This is a genomic window from Akkermansia sp. RCC_12PD, assembly GCF_036417355.1.
In the GTDB taxonomy this organism is placed as follows: Bacteria; Verrucomicrobiota; Verrucomicrobiia; order Verrucomicrobiales; family Akkermansiaceae; genus Akkermansia.
Genome location: NZ_CP143889.1, coordinates 1 through 16,238, shown reverse-complemented (window position 1 = coordinate 16,238; position 16,238 = coordinate 1). Strand labels below are relative to the sequence as shown.

Here is a 16,238-nt window from a genome sequence, read left to right as displayed (position 1 = left end):
GAGCGAGAGGAGAGGAATATCGCATGTTTTCTCACACAGGGAATGAGTGAAAGAAGATAACCTTTTCTAAGCAAAAAAAAATCCATTGGAAAATGAAATATATTCCTTTAAGGAAACCTGACAAATACGTGAGGGGATCGTTAAGCTACTGTATTTCAGCGCTGTAAAAATTTGCGTGCGCCCACGCAGTAGACGGCTCCCGAGTACACGGTCAGGATGACGGCGCCCCAGAGTGTGAATTGATACAGGAAATTGGTGATTCCGTCGCCCTGCCAGTGGCAGAGGGAGGCCACCGGGGACAGGATGGACGGAATGTATTCCGGCGTGTGCACCCAGGTCAGCGCCAGCAGGCAGCCGATGCAGAAGGCCAGCTGGAAGGCCGTTTTCCATTTTCCGGAGGTTCCTGCGGGAATGATGACTCCGTGGTCCTGGGCGATCTGGCGCAGGCCGGTGACCAGGAATTCCCGGCTGATGATAATGATGGTGACCCAGAACGGGCACAGCCCGGCGGCCGTCAGGTAGATGAAAGCCGCGGAGACGGCTATTTTATCCGCCAGGGGGTCAATGAGCTTGCCGAAGGTGGTGACCTGGTTTAGGCGGCGTGCCAGATAGCCGTCCAGCCAGTCCGTGCACGCGGCCAGCACAAAGACGATCAGCGCGGCCGGATATCCCCAGGGATGTTGGGCCGCCAGGCTGATGACTGCCGTGAAGACGACCACCAACGCGATTCTCGTCAGGGTAATGGTATTCGGCAGATTCAGCATATGCGGACATTAGGGCGCAGATGGAGTTTCGTAGCAAGCGTTTTTTGCATACTCCGGGAATTAATTTTGTCTGAAGGATGGGGAGGAAAAAGGCAGGAGTGAAAAGGGGAAGAAGCTCATGGAAAGCCGCGTTTTTCCGTATTCCGGAGATTTCCGGCGGGAGGGCCGCTTTTTCTTCGTGCGGAGCGGAAGAAAAGGGATGGCAGGATGGCGCCTCCTCGCGGAGAAGCGGCTGGAAGGCCGGTAATCCGGGCTTTCTGAAATGCCCGGTTCCGTGCTTTTTTTTGTTCCAATAGCTCCGGAGAAGGGGCGGCTTTCCGGACCGGATGGAAACCGGGATACAGGAAATGCTGGTTCCGGTTTCCCCGTTTTGGGAAGAACCGTTTATCCGGTAAGGAGTATTGTACGGTCTCTTGTCAGTTGCCGATGAGCTTGCCGAATTCTTCCTCGGAAATGACCGGAACACCCAGTTTGAGCGCCTTCTCCCGTTTGGAGCCGCCTCCGCTGCCGGCCAGCAGGTAGGAGGTGGATTTGGAAATGGCCCCTGTGGCTTTTCCGCCGTGTTCGGCGATCAACCGTTCAAAGTGGTCCCGCGGCTGGCTGAGCGTGCCGGTGATGACAAAGGTTTTGCCGGACAGGACGCCTGCCGGTATTTCCAGAAGGTTGGTTCTGTATGACTGGGATTGTGGATTGATTCCCAGTCCATGAAGAACGTCCAGCGTATGATGGCCGGCGACGGAGGTGAAGAAGCTATTGAGGGATTTGGCGGCAGCCACCCCTATTTCCGAGCCGTAGCTGAGTTTTCCCGTGTTTTTCCGGAGATAGCCCGTTTCCAGATAGTGGCCGGTCAGGGCATCTATTTCATCTGTCAATTCCTTGTAGCGCTGTTGCGCTTCTTCTGCGGAGAGCGTGCCTTCCCGGACTGCTTTCCGGTTTTCACGGGTGTTGGGGTTGGCTTTGAGCGCCTGTTCCACCAGTTCATCCAGGCGGATGATGTCCCGGATGTACGGTGATTCCGCCACATGGTCCAGGTCCGGGTGGGTATCCGCCAGCGCCTTGGCGACCACTTCCCCGATCTGGGGAATGCCGAAGGCGATGAGCCAGCGTTCCAGAGGGAGTTCCCGCGCGTTTTGCAGGGCGTCCAGGGCTTTCTGCGCATTTTTTTCCCCGTAGCGGCGCGGTTCTTCCGCCGTTCCCAGATTGAGGTTGGCAAGCTGTTCCAGCGTCAGGGAGAAGAGGTCCAGCGCGGAGGCGGCCAGGCCGGAGCCCCGCAGGGCCTCCGCTACGGATGAACCGATGCTTTCCACATCCAGCGCGGCGCGGGAGCAGAAATGGGTGATGCCTGTGACGGCCTGGGCCGGGCAGGTGAAGTTGGTGCAGCGCCATGCTACTTTCCCTTCCTCTTTCATGATGGGGTTGCCGCAGGCGGGACAGAGGCCGCCCGTAGCTTCCAGAATGCTGTACGGCTTTGAGTTTTCCGGCCTCCTGGAGAGGTTTACCTTGAGTACGGCGGGGATGATTTCCCCCGCTTTTTCCACCAGCACGGTGTCACCGATGCGGACGTCCTTGCGGTCGATTTCATCCTGGTTGTGGAGGGTGGCCCGTGCCACCGTAGAGCCGGAGAGCAGCACGGGCTGGAGTTCCGCCACCGGGGTAAGCACGCCCGTGCGCCCCACCTGGACGACGATGTTCAGCAGGGTGGTTTCCTTCTGTTCCGGGGGGAATTTGTAGGCTGCGGCCCAGCGGGGCGCGCGCGCCGTGGCCCCCAGCGCTTCCCGCGTGGCCATGGAACGGATTTTGATGACGGCACCGTCCGTGCCGTAGGGCAGCGAGTGGCGCCCCCTGTCGATGTCGCGGACGGCCTGGCGGGTGGTTTCCAGCGTGTCCGTATAGTGTACCGGTTCATTGCAGGGAATGCCGCAATGGCGGAGCATGTCCCAGAAGTCTTTTACATCCTTGAGTTCCGGTCCTTCGTAAGCGCCCAGCCCGTGGGCCAGGAAGGCCAGGGGACGCGCCGCCACCTGCCGGGGGTCCAGCTGCTTGAGCGTTCCCGCGGTGGCGTTGCGCGGATTGGCGAAGGCGGGCAGACCTTCCGCGTCCCGCTCTTCATTGAGCCTGGCGAAAGCTTCGTTGGGCATGAAGACTTCTCCGCGCACTTCCAGCACGGCGGGAGCGTTTGCCGGGAGGGTCAGGGGAATGGTACGGATGGTGCGCACGTTGGCCGTTACGTCGTCCCCCACCTCGCCGTCCCCGCGCGTGGCCGCATAACTCATGCGCCCGTTGCGGTACATGATGGACAGGGCCACGCCGTCGATCTTGGGTTCCACGGAGACGGGAACGGCGTCCGTTCCCAGCGTCCGGACCAGCTTATTGTAGAATTCCACCAATTCCTCGTCCGGAATCAGGGCGTCCCGCTGTTCGAAGATGTCGTCGATGGAGAGCATTGGAACGGCGTGCCTGATCTGGTTGAACCCCTGGAGGGGCGCTCCCCCTACGCGCCGCGTGGGGGAATCCGGGTCCGCCAGTTCGGGATGGTCCCGTTCCAGTTTTTCCAGTTCCAGGAAAAGGGCGTCGTACTCCGTGTCGGAGATTTCCGGTTCCGCCTGTTCATAATACAGCCTGTTATGGCGGCGCAGCTCCGAGCGCAGAAATTCCGCGCGCCGGCGCACGGCTTCCTCTTCCGTTCCGTCCTGCCTGCGGCCTGCCAGGGAAAAAAGGTCTTCCTCCATGAAGGGAATGAGTGAAAAAGGTTGCTATTTGCTCAGTTTGATGACGGAACAGGGAGATTTGGAGTGTTCGTGGGCCTTGAACAGGATTTTTCCATCCGCAACGGGCAGGGCGGCATTGTCGCCCAGCAGGACCGCTTTGGTATAGCCTGCCGGCAGGGTGACGGAGACTCCTTCATCGTCCTCATATCCGGTGGCGTCCAGGGGCTGCATGCGGGCGTATTCCGTGCCTTCCGTCAGTTCCTTCATGGTTCCTTCGCTGGGAGGTTCCGCGGGGCCCTTGTCCGGCGGGGGGATCAGGAAAACGAAGATGTCTCCCTGTTCATTGATGGAAGCGGGCTGGTCCAGTTCCGTCCAGGCGCGCGTGCCGTACACGGCTTCCGCATTGAGTCTGAGCCACTGTCCAACGCCGCGCATCGCGGCGGCCACTTTTTCCGGAACGGTGCCGTCCGCCTTCGGGTTGACGTTCAGCAGCAGGTTGCCGCCTTTCGTGACGCATTCCACGAGTTTTTCGATGATGACCTCCGGGGATTTGACATTGGTGTCATAGCGGTTATAGCCCCATTTGTCGCTCACCGTCATGCAGGTTTCCCAGTCCACGCCGGGATAGCCGTGCCGCGGAATGAAGCGTTCCGGCGTGATGTAGTCCCCGCAGCGCAGGTCCAGGGTGCCCGCCTGGTTCTGGTTCAGTCCGGAGTAGGCGTACAGGCGGTTGTTCATGATGACTCCGGGATTGATGGAGCGTGCCATTTCCATGAGTTCCGGGGCCTTCCAGCCCTTTTCCCCTTCCATGGCCCCCTGGGAGTAGTCCCACCACATGATGTCTATGGGGGCGTAGCTGGCCATCAGTTCCCTCACCTGGGCGTGCAGGTATTTCTGGTAGGCGGAGTGGTCGCGCGGAATGTTCTTTTTTTTGAGCATTTCCGCCTGTCCGGCCGGGTAGCAGAGGTCCGGGCAGATCGTGTTGTCGTAGGACGGGTGGTGCCAGTCGATCACGGAGTGGTACAGGCCTACCTTCAGGCCGCGCTTGCGGCAGGATTCCGCGTATTCCCGGACGATGTCCCGGTCGATCTGGCTTTTGGCGTCATAGTCCGTCTGCGCACTGTCGAAGAGGCCGAAGCCTTCATGGTGCTTGCTGGTGAGCACCACGTACCGGCAGCCCGCATCCCGGGCCAGCTGTGCCCATTCTTCCGTGACGCCTTCCCGCGGCTTGAAGAGGGGGAGCGCTTCGGAGGCGTACGTGTCCGTATCCACTTCCACGTTTTTTTGAATCCATTCGGAACCGCCGGGCTTGCCCTTCCATTCTCCGGCCAGTCCGGAGTACAGGCCGTAGTGAATGAACATGCCGAATTTGGCGTCCCTCCACCATTTCATGCGCCGGTTGCGTTCCGCCGCGGTTTCCCTGACGGCGGCATGGTTGGAGTCGGCGGCCATAGGCAGCTCCGGAACTGAAGGGGAGAATACATGGCTCCATGGTTCCGCATGGGGCCCGGCGGGGGCAGGGGGGGGGGCTCCGTCTGCTTTGTGGATAGAACTTTCCTGTTTTAGTCCCCGCACAAATCCTTCGTCCAGTGCCAGCGTCGGCTGGCCGTTTTCCCGGACGATTTTGGTGACGGGCTGCTGGGACCAGGCCGGAAGTCCTAGGGAAAGAGCCAGTGCGGCGATTGTGGAAATGTTCATGGTTTTGCGGAAAATAGGTGCTGGTTCTGTAAAGGGAAAAGGAAGGCTGCGCAGATCAGACAACGTCCGTGTCCGCGTAACTGCCCAGGATTTTCAGCATGGAACAGTGCTGTTCCAGTTCCTCCAGGGTTTCCCGGAGCGGGGATTCCAGGGCGTGTCCCACGGCGTCTATATGGAAGACGTATTCCCAGTTGATGGCTTTGGAAGGGCGGGATTCAATGCGTATCAGGTTGATGCCGTGCCGCTGGAAGCAGTCGATCACTTCCGCCAGGGTTCCCGGCTTGTGCTGGATGCGGATCAGCAGGGAGGTGCGGTCCCGGCCGCTGGGCCGGGTGTCCTGGCGGCCGATGACGGCAAAGCGCGTGGTGTTGCATGCCTGGTCCTGCACGTCTTCCTCCAGAATGTTCAGGCCGAACAGTTCCGCTGCGAGGGGACAGCCCAGGGAGGCCGCGCCCATGGCGGCGTTTTCCTTGGCCAGGATGCTGGCCTTGGTGGTGGAGGAGGTTTCCACGAGCTCCGCATTCGGGTAACGCCGGAGAATCCAGTCCCGCGTCTGTCCGAGAACCTGGGGATGGGAATAAAGGATGCGGATGTGTTCGCGCGGAATGGCGGCCATCAGGCTGTTGCGGATGTTCAGATTGATCTGGGCGCAGATTTTCAGACTGGAGGTGACAAAGAGGTCCATGACGGCGGTCACGGAGCCTTCCGAGGAGTTTTCTATGGGCACCACGCCGTATTGGGCTTTCCCGCGGTCCACCATGTCAAACACGTCCTTGAAGCTCTGGCAGGGAATAAGCTCGCAGCTTTTTCCGAATTGCTTGAGCGCCGCCTGGTGGCTCCAGGTTCCCTTGGGGCCCAGGTAGGCGATGGTCAGCCCTCCTTCCAGGAAGAAGGAGCAGGAGATGATTTCCCGGTAAATGGCTTGCAGGGAGGATTCCGGGAGAACGCCCGCATTCAGGCGGTTCAGCTTGCCCAGCAGAGCCGTTTCCCGTTCCGGAACGAAGATGGGGGAGTTGTCCGCTTTCTTGATGCGGCCGACTTCATGAACCCATTGGGCACGGGTTTTAAGCAGTTCCACGATTTGGGCGTCCACCTCGTCAATGGCCAGCCTCGCCTTGGTCAGGGCGATGGTCTGTTCGTCCGTTTTTCCGTTTTTCTGCTGCGGGGCGGGGGTGTCCGGAGAGGGGGATTCTCCGTGGTGCGTGTTCTCCATGTTTCTGTGCGGGGGTATGCGTTGAAAGTCGGTTCAGGGTAGCGGTTCCCCGTCTGCAAATCAAGTTCAAAGGCCCGGAGCTCCGCTACGGATTGATCCTGCCCGGATGGGACGTTTCTAGTAAGTTGAGGACAATTCAACATGATGAAAATACCATTGTTAATAACTGCCGCGGCCATGATGTTTTCCTGACGTTTCTTTGAGGCGTTGAAGAAAAGGTCGCAGTGTCTTGAAATAAACAGCCGCGGTAAAAGGCTTTTGGCACTCTGCCGTGGGAGCCGCAGTGTTGCTCGTGCGATTGAATGGCTCTGAAAAAGTGGAGGACAGAGTGGTTCGCCTGTGGCAGGGAAGGAGGACGCATATGCCGATCTACGCAGTATGCAGGTTTTTCCAGGGGGGCGTGTTCCTGAATTCCTTGTTGACGTTTTAGTGGATAATTAATAATGAATAATATGATGAAAAAATCTATCAAGATATGTTCACTTGCTCTGGTTCTGGCCGGCTGCGGTGCTGCCGGAACTTTTTCCGTGTGTGCCGATGAGCCGGCCGCCAAGGCGGAGGACGCCTCCTCTTCTCCGGTGGGAAAAGCACTGGAAAAAGCCGATTATCTGACCAAGGACAGGCCGAATACGAAGGCCAGGTATTATCTTTTTCTTTATTCGGCAAGCTGATGCGGCCCCTGCCGCAGGGAGATGCCGCATGTGGTGCGGACCTACCGGAAGATCCGGCAGTCGGACGATGTGGAACTGGTGCTGTTTTCCAGCGATAAAACGGAAGAGGCCGCCAAGGCATGGGCCAAAGAGGAGCGGATGAAATTCCCTATCATCAAGCCCAAGAAGGGCAACGGCATTCCCGGTTATGCCCCCGGAGGAACGATTCCGTGTTTGGGCATTGTGGATCACGCGGGAAAGATCGTCGTCATGGGACATCCGGCCAAGCTGTTGAAAGACTGGCGCAAGTACTGCAAGGCGGAGGAAGGAAAATAAGCGGCTCCTCACCGAACAATCGCTTTTCCGAAGGAGGCCGGTTTCAATCGAGTCCCTGGTCTTCCTTCATAGGACGCGGGGCGGGAACGGCTCCGTAAAGGCCGTTGGGGAAAAGCTGAAGCCACGGCGTGTATTCCGGTGGAATGGGGGCTTCAAATTCCATGCGTTTTCCCGTGCGCGGGTGGTCGAAGCCCAGCCGCCAGGCGTGGAGCATGAGCCTGCCGGGCTGTGCCTTCTGCCTGGAGGGCTTGGCGTAAATGGGGTCTCCGATCAGGGGATGGCCCAGATGAAGCATATGCACCCGGATCTGGTGCGTTCTGCCCGTGTGCAGGGTGCACAGGACGAGGGACGAGTCCGTGGCGGGGTCTGCACAAAGCAGGTCGTAGTCCGTGATGGCGGCCTTGCCTGAACCGGGATTGACCACGGCCATTTTCAGGCGGTTGACGGGATGGCGGCCGATATGCGTGAAGACGGTACCGGAACTCTGGCGGGGAATTCCCTGGACGACGGCCAGATAGCGCTTTTCCGTGCTGCGTGCCGCGAATTGCCCGGTCAGGGATTGGTGCGCACCGTCGTTTTTGGCAATGACGAGGCATCCCGAAGTGTCCTTGTCCAAACGGTGAACGATGCCGGGGCGCTCCACTCCGCCGATGCCGGAGAGGTCCCCGCAGTGGTGGAGCAGGGCATTCACGATGGTGCCGTCCGGGTTGCCGGCGGCGGGATGCACCACCATGCCGCTTTCCTTGTTGATGACGACCACGTCTTCATCCTCATACAGGATGTCCAGCGGAATGTCCTGGGGCCTGGCCTCCGCCGGTTCCGGCTCAGGGATGTTGACGGAGATGGAGTCTCCGCGGCTGACGGGAGTTTTGGGTTTGGCGGCGGAACCGTTGATCTGTACGTCCCCGCTTTTGATCAGGGCCTGGATTCTGGAGCGGGAGAGTTCCGGCAGGTGGGCGGCCAGGTACTGGTCCAGGCGAATTTTTCCGTCGGCGTCGTCCGTGGTCAGGTTCATCATCCGTGGCGTTTGATCAATGGCTGTAGGCGGAGGGCGGCATGTCAATGAAGGTATAGTCCAGCCCGTACACGTCTTTGAGCAGTTGTCCCAGAGCCTTCACGCCGAAGGTTTCCGTGAAGTAGTGGCCGCCGAAGACCAGGTTGATGCCCAGTTCGTCAGCCATGGGGATGTTCCAGTGGGAGCCTTCCCCAGTCACGTAGGTGCGGCAGCCGAGCCTGGCGGCCTGGACGAGTTCGTTTCCCGCGCCGCCGGAGCAGATGAAGACGTTTCCGGCCGGAGCTTCCTCCGATTGCGCCCAGAAGGTTTGAACGGGCGCGCCGAGGGCGGATTCCAGCCGTTCCGCCAGCTCCCGGCAGGTGCCCGCGAATTCTCCGCAGGCCCCCAGGGAAACGCCGTGATAGTCCAGTCCCTCCCCGGCGGGACGGATGCCGCATGCCTTTGCCAGCAGGGCATTGTTTCCGTAGACCGGATGAACGTCCAGCGGAATGTGGGCCGAGTAAATGGCGAGGTTGCCGTCCATGGCCGCCTTCAGCTTGCGGTAGGAGATACCCGTTATGGGCTGCATGTCCTGCCAGAAGATGCCGTGATGCAGAATAAGCAGGTCTGCGCCCAGAACCAGGGCCTCATGGATGGTTCTTTCCGAGCCGTCCACGGCAACGGCTATTTTTGAGACGGCACCTTCGTTTTCCAGTTGAAGTCCGTTCAGTGCGCGGGAGGCGTCCGGGAGGGAGTCCACGGACAGGGTTTTGTCCAGAAAGGCGGTGATTGCGCTCAGATTGATACTCATGTGGAGAACGAGGATGTTAATTGTCTTCCGCCAGGGAGGCGCCCAGCAGGCGGACGGAGTCCATGTTCAGGATGAAGTAATAGGGCGTCGTGTTGATTTTTCCGTAATAGAACCGGCTGAAGCCGGCTTCTCCCGCAGGGGCTATTTCCATGGAGATGGTTTTCTCTTCCATTTCCGGCTCGGCGGAGAAAGTGACTCCGTCTTTTCCAGTGACTTCCTGGCGCTCCTGCCGGGAGACGTCCTTGTACACCTGAATGACTAGTTTCAGGCGGAAGACCGGCTTTTTCAGGGCTTCGCGCGCTTCGGGGTTCGTGTAGGGGAGCCATGAGGCCACCTCCATTTTTTCCAGTTCATCCAGATAGCGGTTGGCGCGGTTCGGGTTGATGTTCAGCGTTTCGTCCCTGCCGTCCTTGCTGGCCGTCCAGGAATCGTCCAGGCGGTCGAATTTCAGGACCAGCGGACCTCCGGAACCAATGCGTTCCAGGTGCATTTCCTTGAGGTTGTACCTGTTGAAGGACAAGAGGATTTTCTTTTTCCAGGCGAGTGCGTTCGCCGTAAAGTTTTTCATGTATTCGTTGTCCAGCATGACGACCGTGGGTTTTCCGGACTGGCGGGCGTACCAGGAGCCGTCCGTTCCCTTCGAAAAGAAGACGATGACCGGAGGGCGAGGCTTTTCATTGGGCTTGGGCAGCAGGGACATCGTGAGCGTCAGGAGCGGGTTGTCCAGGCCGTACACGGAAAGGTCCGTGGCCTTGTCAGAGGCGAATCCGGCCACGTTGCCCGTTTTCACGGTTTTCAGCAGGGAAACGAGGTGGTCCGGGTTGACTTCCTGGTAGCGGGAGCCTTCCGCCGTGTACATCCATGTGGGCTGCTGGCCGGTCTTTTCGTCTCCCTGGACAAAACGGACGATGGTCGGGTAATCCTGGAGGCTGCGGCGGATGGAAAGCCCCGTGATCTTGTAGTCCCCGATGTCTGTGAGCTGCTTGGAACGGAGCAGGTTGAGATCCAGGGGAATGTTCCGGACGCCGGGAACTTCCTTGTTGCTTCCCGTCGTCTGGGCCAGTTCAAAGACGGCCTTGCGGTCGGAGACGGTGGCTTTCACCAGTTCTGCAAGGTTGCTGTTGTCGGAAGGGGGATAAATGCGGAGAGTGACGGGCTTTTCCTCCACGGCCAGGGATTTGCCGTCTCCGGCAAGGCGGCCCGTGAAGTTCCTGATGGAAACGGAGGTGACCTGGTCGTCCGTCATGTCCGGAACGCTGGTTTCCTCCGGGTCATATACGCGCACGGCCGTCAATTTCTGGAGGGTGCCCAGCAGGACGTTCATCATCTGCGGGTCCGTATCCAGCGGGAGGGGATAAGTGATTTTCCAGGGAGTCCGGGGATCGGGAGAGGGGCGTTCCAGGGCAATGCGCTGTCCCTTGTTGTTGATTTCAATGGAGGCGGGCATTGCCGGATGGATCAGCAGGGGGCGATGGTCACGAAGCTGGCGGATGCCGGACTTGAAGAGTGGCAGGATGTTGCCGGTGCCCACCAGAATGCGGGAGTCGCGGCCGTAAAAGTCCGTCTGCATGTAGGTAGTGTCGTCCGTCGTCTGGTTTTCCGGATCGTCCACCAGCCAGGGGGCTGTGGACCCCAGGGTGTAGCGCGCCACGGTGGAGGAACGCTTGCCGTCGGCACTCATTTCTTTCAGAGTGATGGTAATGGGCGTGGTCTTGACGCCGAATTCCTTCAGGGAAGCGGAATCAATCTTGTGCAGGGGGAGCGCATCCACGATGCTGGTGGAGTACGTGTACTGGAGGATGGCCGCCGCGGCGCGCGGGTCCATGCGGTCGTCCCATGGTTTCTCGCCCCACCACACGCCGTTGGGCCTGCGGCGGAATTCCGCCATGTCCCCGCCGCAGTTGATGCGCATCCAGGAGATTTCGTTCATTTCCTCCTTGGTGTAGGGGAAGAGCCGTTCTCCCGAACTGAAGGCGGTGCGTCCGATGATGCGGGACAGGTTGCCGTCAATGGTCAGCAGCACCGCCGCCCCGATGGCGGCAAGGGTGACGAGGACGAGAAGGATGAAGCGGAGTATGCGCATGTGCTTCCGGTAATGGGGCGTGACAGGTTAATGGCGGCGCGTGTTCCAGATGATCAGGGCTATGAGAAGCGCCAGCAGGGGCAGGCCGATGTTTGTCAGGAGTTCCAGGACGCCGAGTGCGTTGCGGTCCAGGTTCAGTTTAACGGTCAGGTCATGCCGGGAGCCCAGCCCGCGCAGTTCTTCGCGGTCCGTCATCCATGCGATGAGCGTGCGCACGAAGTCCCGCTGTTCCGGTTTGATCTGCCGGGGCTGGAGCAGATCCGTATTGCCCAGCAGAACCAGGCGTCCGGTGGTCTTGGTTTGATTGACGTCCCCGGAGTTGCCGCGGATAAGCGCCGCGCCGATCATCAGAGGGCCGGGATTGTCCTCGTGGGCGTCAAACTGGACGGGGAACTGGTTGTACTTGGTTTCCCCGTAGTATTCTTCCGTGGTCACCAGCAGGGGGTACGGCGTGATGCGCTTGTGCTCCATGGCGGCATTGTCCGAGTCCAGAATTAGGGAGATGCTTTCCCCTTCCAGGCCGGTGCTGGAGTTCCAGAATTCCCTGGTGCAGTTCAGTCCCGGTGCAAAGATGGCGTTGATTTCAAATACGGAGCGCTTGTTCCTGTTGCGGAGCATTACCCGGTCGTTCTGGGGGCGCAGCCCCTGTTCCCGGAGAAATCTGTACAGTTGCTTGGGGGTGTCCTGCTGGGGTTCCAGCATGATGAACAGGGCGGCGTTCGGCCTGTCCCAGTATCTTTGCAGAACTTCCGCCTCCTGGGGAGTCAGATCGTATTTGGAGCCGACGATCATGAATCCGGCGGCATCCTCCGGAATTTCCTGCAGGCCGCTCAGGCGGATGGGGACAAGCTGGAGGTTGACGGAGCGGCAGAGGCGGGAAAGGGTGGTGAAGATGCTTTCCTCATTGCTGTTGCTCATGGCTTCGTTGAAGTTGCTCTTGTCCGCCGCGATATACATTTTGCGGGGTTCCCCGTTGGCGGCTCCAAAGATGCCCGCCGTCATCATGTCCTCAATCTGGAGGGCCACGGCTTTCATGCTCTTGCCGTCCGGACCGGGAGCGTACACGATGAAAGAGTCTCCTGAGAGGATGCGCACGTGGGCGGCGTCCGGCTGGTAGTTGCCTGCGGAATCCTTGAGGGCCACTTCCGTGTCTTCCCGGGCGTCAATGACCACTTGGTTTTTCCGGAATTCAACGCCGTAAATCATGGAAATCTCACGGGCCTTATTCGGCTGGCGCAGGGGGTCCACGTAGTCCACCACCACTTTGCCGTTGGAATAACGTTCGTATTCCTCAAGCAGGGAGCGCATGCGGGTATAGTTCTGCGTGGTACGCAGGAAGGCGAAGGTGATTTTAATGGGAGTTTTGCGGTTCTGGATTTCCGGGGACTGGAGCATGTTGATGCTCTGCTGGGAAATGTCATAGCGCTGGTCTTCCGTAAGGTCCCGGCGGTAGTATTCATGGCAGCCCACGTAGTTCAGGCAGATGACGATGATGCACAGCAGGAAGAGCTTGATCCACGTCATCCAGGGGCGTCTGACCTTGCGGGCGGCAGGCCGGTTTTCCTCCTGGGGAGCCGGGGCGGGTGTTGCTGGTGTTTCACTCATGGATGGAGATGGAAAGGGGGTGAAAAGGCAGGGAGGGGGATCAATGCTTCCAGCGGCGGTGGTCGATGATGCGTATGGAGACGGCCAGCGTCAGGACGGTCATGGTCAGGTAAAAGACAAGGGGGCGCGTGTCAACGAGCCCGGCTGAGAAGCGGTCCAGGTGTTCCGAGCAGGAAATATAGTGAAAGATGCCCGCCGCGGGGAATTCCCCCCAGACCACGGGAATGAGCCCCATGAAGAAGATCAGCACCAGCAGGCCGATGGTGATGATGCCGGAGATGATCTGGCTGCCCGTGAGGGAGGAGGCAAAGATGCCGATGGAGGTGAACCATGCACCTATCAGCAGCAGGATGGCGTATGCTCCGGCCCAGTCCGCCAGACGGTAGGGGAGGGCCATGCCGGCGTCATATCCGTAAGCCCACTGCACAATCAGGTTGGACCAGTCCGCGAGCAGCGGGTACAGCAGCATGGGCAGCCACAGGATGATGTAAAAGACATAGGCGGAAAAGTATTTGCCCAGAACGACCTGCCAGGTTTTGACGGGAGCGGTGAGCAGGGATTCCAGCGTGCCCGTCTTTTCCTCTTCCGCCAGGGAACGCATGGTGATCAGCGGGAAGATGAACAGGAAGTAGAACCAGAACATGGGGGAATGCAGGATGAAGAACAGAATGCCTTCCTTTTGCGGGGCCAGTTGGAACGCCTTGAGCGTGCCGGACAGGGAGACGCTTTGCAGGGCCACGATGAAGGCCAGAATGACCCAGCCGTAGGGGGTCATCAGATAGCTTCTGAGTTCTTTTCTGAAAATGGTGAGTACCGGTGACATGAGAGGAAAAGGGGTGCTGGTTGAGGGGGAGAAGGGGAAAACGGTCGGGCTAGTCTTTGCGGGTCATTTCCACGAATACTTCTTCCAGAGTGGGAGTATGGCGGTAGATGTGGCGCAGGGGGCAGCCCTGTTCCGCCAGGAGCCGGGCGGCCTTTTCACGGGTGTCCGTTCCGGCTTCCGCGCGCACGGTGAGCGTGTGCCATCCGTCGGCGTCCGTGCCTTCGTGGATCACTTTCTTGACGTGTTCCATGGCTTCCAGCTTTTCCGTGACCAGGGGGAGGTCCCCGCGGAATTCCAGAGTGATTTTTCCGGCGGCGCGGAGGTTGGCCGTCAGGTTGGAAGGGGTGTCCGCCGCCTTGATCGTGCCCTGGTCAATGATGATGACTTTATTGCAGATCATTTCCACTTCACTGAGGATGTGGGTGGAGAGAATGATGGTGTGGTTTTCCGCCAACCCCTTGATCAGTTCCCGTATTTGGCGTATCTGGTTGGGGTCCAGTCCATTGGTGGGTTCGTCCAGAATCAGCAGGTCCGGCTCGCCCAGCAGGGCGTCCGCGAGGCCCACGCGCTGTCGGTAGCCCTTGGAGAGGGTGCGGATCATCTTGCGGCGCACGGGGTCCAGCCCGCACTGTTCCACCACCTTGGAGACGGACGGCCATATCTGCTTGGAGGAGATGCCTTTAAGGCGTGCGCGGAATTTCAGGTATTCCGTTACGCGCTGATCGTCGTAAAGCGGGACGTGCTCCGGCAGGTAGCCCAGGTGCTTGCGGGCGTTCAGAGGGTCTTTTACAATGTCGAATCCCGCGATGGAGGCCGTTCCGGAAGTAGGGGGAAGATAGCCGGTGAGCATGCGCAGGGTTGTTGTCTTACCTGCGCCGTTCGGTCCGAGAAAACCTACAATCTCTCCCTTTTCAATCGTGAAAGACGCATTTTTAACCGCTTGAAAGCGGCCGAATTCTTTGGAAAGCTGGTCGGCGTGAATCATAGAATCAGTGGGAACAGGGTGATTCTAATCCAAACCGCCGCAGCCTCAAGCTAATTCTCCCATTTGATCACCGGAGCCGGATGAGGTACCGGCGGGAAGGGGAGGGGAACGGCGCAAGGGATTGGAATTTCCCTGAGGCGCCGGAGAAGGAAAGGCGGAAATCAGCCCTGGAGGTCTTCTTCCAGCCGGAGCACAATATCGCGGACGCGGACGTCGTTTTCCATGCGGGAGGCTACGAGCTTGTTGGCATGAATGACGGTGCCGTGGTCACGGCCGCCGAACGCGTTGCCGATGTCCTTCAGGGAGCATTCCGTCAGGCGGCGGCTCAGGTACATGGCTATCTGGCGGGGGAAGGCAATGCTGTTCGGCCGGCGTTTTCCGGTCAGGTCGCTCACCTTCAGTTCATAAAAGTCCGCCACGCGTTTCTGGATGGTTTCCACGGAGAGGACACGGCTGGTTTCCTCCCGGAGGATGTCGCGCAGGAGCTGTTCGATCTTGGAGATGTCCGGCATGTCTCCGGACAGGGAAGTAAATGTGGCTACGCGGAGCAGGGCGCCTTCCAGCCGGCGCACGCTTTTCTGGATGCGGCTGGCGAGGAATTCCAGAATTTCGTCGGATACGTTCATTCCGGCACGGTCGCGCTTGCTCCGCAGGATTTCCAGCCGGTCTTCGTCTCCGGGCAGGGTCAGTTCCACCGTCAGGCCGGATTCCAGCCGGGCGGCCAGGCGGACGTCCAGGTTGGAAATGTCGCAGGCGGCGGCATCGGCGCAAAGCACGATGGTCTTGTGGGCATGGAACAGGGCGTCAAACGTGTGCAGGAATTCTTCCACCGTCTTTTCCTTGCCGGAAATGAACTGCACGTCGTCCACCAGCAGAACGTCCGCCTTGCGGTATTTGCGGCGCAGTTTGGCAAAGCTCTGGCCGTTCTGGGTGCGGGAAGCGTCAATGAATTCATTCGCGAATTGTTCACCCGTCACGTACACCACGTTTGCGGAGGATTCCTGACGGAGAACTTCATGGCCGATCGCTTGCAGAAGATGGGTTTTTCCTACGCCGGATTTTCCGTATAAAAAGAGGGGATTGAAGAGGGGGCGTTCCGACTGGGCGGCGGAAATGGCCGCCTGGTACGCAAACCTGCTGTCTTCATACATCACGAAGGAGTCAAACGTGTACAAATCATTCAACGCGGCTCTGGCTCCCTGGGGGCGTGTCTTTTTGGCGGTGCGGGCCGGGGATTCGTCCGGCTGGGCGTTTTTTTTGCGTGCGGAGGATTTCTGTGCCGGCGCGTCCGTTTCCTGTTCGGAAGCCACCTCGTCCGCGCAGACAAATTTTACATTGCGTTCCCCTCCCAGTGCCAGCATGGCCGCCTGTTTCAGCTCCGGCGTGTAGCTGTTTTCCACCCACAGGGCGGCCATCGGATCATCGCATACCAGCGTCAGGGTTTTTCCGGAATCTTCCAGCAGGGAAAATTTGGGGAACCACAGCCCGTAAACCTCCGGGGACATGATCGTTTGAAGGGCTCCTGTGATTTTGGTCCATGCTGCTGGCAATTCGGATGAAGGGGTCAT

At 59.2% G+C, this 16,238-nt stretch carries 12 protein-coding genes and 1 pseudogene; 2 read left to right on the top strand and 11 right to left on the bottom strand.

Features of this window, described 5'->3' with window-relative positions:
• Positions 1–155 precede the first annotated feature (155 nt).
• The 4 genes from pgsA to pheA all read right to left on the bottom strand — a co-directional run bounded on the left by pgsA (position 156) and on the right by pheA (position 6,383).
• Positions 156–764: a CDP-diacylglycerol--glycerol-3-phosphate 3-phosphatidyltransferase gene (gene pgsA / locus V3C20_RS00065; RefSeq protein ID WP_130083510.1), complete on the bottom strand. Its 609-nt coding sequence runs from the start codon at positions 762–764 to the stop codon at positions 156–158.
• Between the two features lie 416 nt (positions 765–1,180).
• Complete coding sequence (gene ligA, locus V3C20_RS00060; protein WP_130083511.1) at positions 1,181–3,493, bottom strand: NAD-dependent DNA ligase LigA; 2,313 nt, start codon at positions 3,491–3,493, stop codon at positions 1,181–1,183.
• 24 nt (positions 3,494–3,517) lie between these two features.
• The gene (locus tag V3C20_RS00055; RefSeq protein WP_130083512.1) at positions 3,518–5,170 is read right to left on the bottom strand and encodes an alpha-L-fucosidase; all 1,653 of its coding nucleotides are present in this window, start codon (positions 5,168–5,170) and stop codon (positions 3,518–3,520) included.
• 55 nt (positions 5,171–5,225) lie between these two features.
• On the bottom strand, positions 5,226–6,383 hold the full coding sequence (gene pheA / locus V3C20_RS00050; RefSeq protein ID WP_067952082.1) for a prephenate dehydratase: 1,158 nt from the start codon (positions 6,381–6,383) through the stop codon (positions 5,226–5,228).
• Positions 6,384–6,835: 452 nt separating this feature from the next.
• Here pheA and V3C20_RS00045 point away from each other — a divergent pair, with 452 nt between their 5' ends.
• Positions 6,836–7,054, top strand: coding sequence for a hypothetical protein (locus tag V3C20_RS00045; RefSeq protein WP_130083513.1), 219 nt, complete (start codon positions 6,836–6,838; stop codon positions 7,052–7,054).
• A gap of 12 nt (positions 7,055–7,066) precedes the next feature.
• Positions 7,067–7,369: pseudogene (locus tag V3C20_RS00040) on the top strand (hypothetical protein); the annotation flags it as partial.
• A 43-nt stretch (positions 7,370–7,412) separates the two neighbouring features.
• On the opposite strand, the gene V3C20_RS00035 reads toward V3C20_RS00040, so the two are convergent.
• From V3C20_RS00035 to dnaA, 7 genes are all read right to left on the bottom strand, one after another.
• A complete protein-coding gene (locus V3C20_RS00035; protein ID WP_238623796.1) occupies positions 7,413–8,387 on the bottom strand; it encodes an RluA family pseudouridine synthase in 975 nt (324 codons plus the stop codon).
• Between the two features lie 13 nt (positions 8,388–8,400).
• Positions 8,401–9,174, bottom strand: a complete 774-nt coding sequence (locus V3C20_RS00030) for a Nif3-like dinuclear metal center hexameric protein (protein WP_130083515.1) — start codon at positions 9,172–9,174, stop codon at positions 8,401–8,403.
• 16 nt (positions 9,175–9,190) lie between these two features.
• Entirely contained in the window at positions 9,191–11,257 is a 2,067-nt protein-coding gene (locus V3C20_RS00025; protein ID WP_130083516.1) for a DUF4340 domain-containing protein, read from the bottom strand.
• 27 nt (positions 11,258–11,284) lie between these two features.
• A complete protein-coding gene (locus V3C20_RS00020; RefSeq protein WP_130083517.1) occupies positions 11,285–12,862 on the bottom strand; it encodes a Gldg family protein in 1,578 nt (525 codons plus the stop codon).
• Between the two features lie 40 nt (positions 12,863–12,902).
• Positions 12,903–13,685: an ABC transporter permease subunit gene (locus V3C20_RS00015; RefSeq protein ID WP_130083518.1), complete on the bottom strand. Its 783-nt coding sequence runs from the start codon at positions 13,683–13,685 to the stop codon at positions 12,903–12,905.
• A 49-nt stretch (positions 13,686–13,734) separates the two neighbouring features.
• A complete protein-coding gene (locus V3C20_RS00010) occupies positions 13,735–14,670 on the bottom strand; it encodes an ABC transporter ATP-binding protein (RefSeq protein WP_130083519.1) in 936 nt (311 codons plus the stop codon).
• A gap of 161 nt (positions 14,671–14,831) precedes the next feature.
• Positions 14,832–16,238, bottom strand: coding sequence for a chromosomal replication initiator protein DnaA (gene dnaA / locus V3C20_RS00005; RefSeq protein WP_130083520.1), 1,407 nt, complete (start codon positions 16,236–16,238; stop codon positions 14,832–14,834).

What these genes read in the sequence shown, in the direction of transcription:
- ligA (WP_130083511.1), bottom strand. Translation starts at nt 3,493, where the DNA reads ATGGAGGAAGACCTTTTTTCCCTGGCAGGCCGCAGGCAGGACGGAACG.
- V3C20_RS00035 (WP_238623796.1), bottom strand. Translation starts at nt 8,387, where the DNA reads ATGATGAACCTGACCACGGACGACGCCGACGGAAAAATTCGCCTGGAC.
- V3C20_RS00045 (WP_130083513.1), top strand. Translation starts at nt 6,836, where the DNA reads ATGATGAAAAAATCTATCAAGATATGTTCACTTGCTCTGGTTCTGGCC.
- V3C20_RS00015 (WP_130083518.1), bottom strand. Translation starts at nt 13,685, where the DNA reads ATGTCACCGGTACTCACCATTTTCAGAAAAGAACTCAGAAGCTATCTG.
- V3C20_RS00020 (WP_130083517.1), bottom strand. Translation starts at nt 12,862, where the DNA reads ATGAGTGAAACACCAGCAACACCCGCCCCGGCTCCCCAGGAGGAAAAC.
- V3C20_RS00055 (WP_130083512.1), bottom strand. Translation starts at nt 5,170, where the DNA reads ATGAACATTTCCACAATCGCCGCACTGGCTCTTTCCCTAGGACTTCCG.
- V3C20_RS00010 (WP_130083519.1), bottom strand. Translation starts at nt 14,670, where the DNA reads ATGATTCACGCCGACCAGCTTTCCAAAGAATTCGGCCGCTTTCAAGCG.
- dnaA (WP_130083520.1), bottom strand. Translation starts at nt 16,238, where the DNA reads ATGACCCCTTCATCCGAATTGCCAGCAGCATGGACCAAAATCACAGGA.
- pgsA (WP_130083510.1), bottom strand. Translation starts at nt 764, where the DNA reads ATGCTGAATCTGCCGAATACCATTACCCTGACGAGAATCGCGTTGGTG.
- pheA (WP_067952082.1), bottom strand. Translation starts at nt 6,383, where the DNA reads ATGGAGAACACGCACCACGGAGAATCCCCCTCTCCGGACACCCCCGCC.
- V3C20_RS00030 (WP_130083515.1), bottom strand. Translation starts at nt 9,174, where the DNA reads ATGAGTATCAATCTGAGCGCAATCACCGCCTTTCTGGACAAAACCCTG.
- V3C20_RS00025 (WP_130083516.1), bottom strand. Translation starts at nt 11,257, where the DNA reads ATGCGCATACTCCGCTTCATCCTTCTCGTCCTCGTCACCCTTGCCGCC.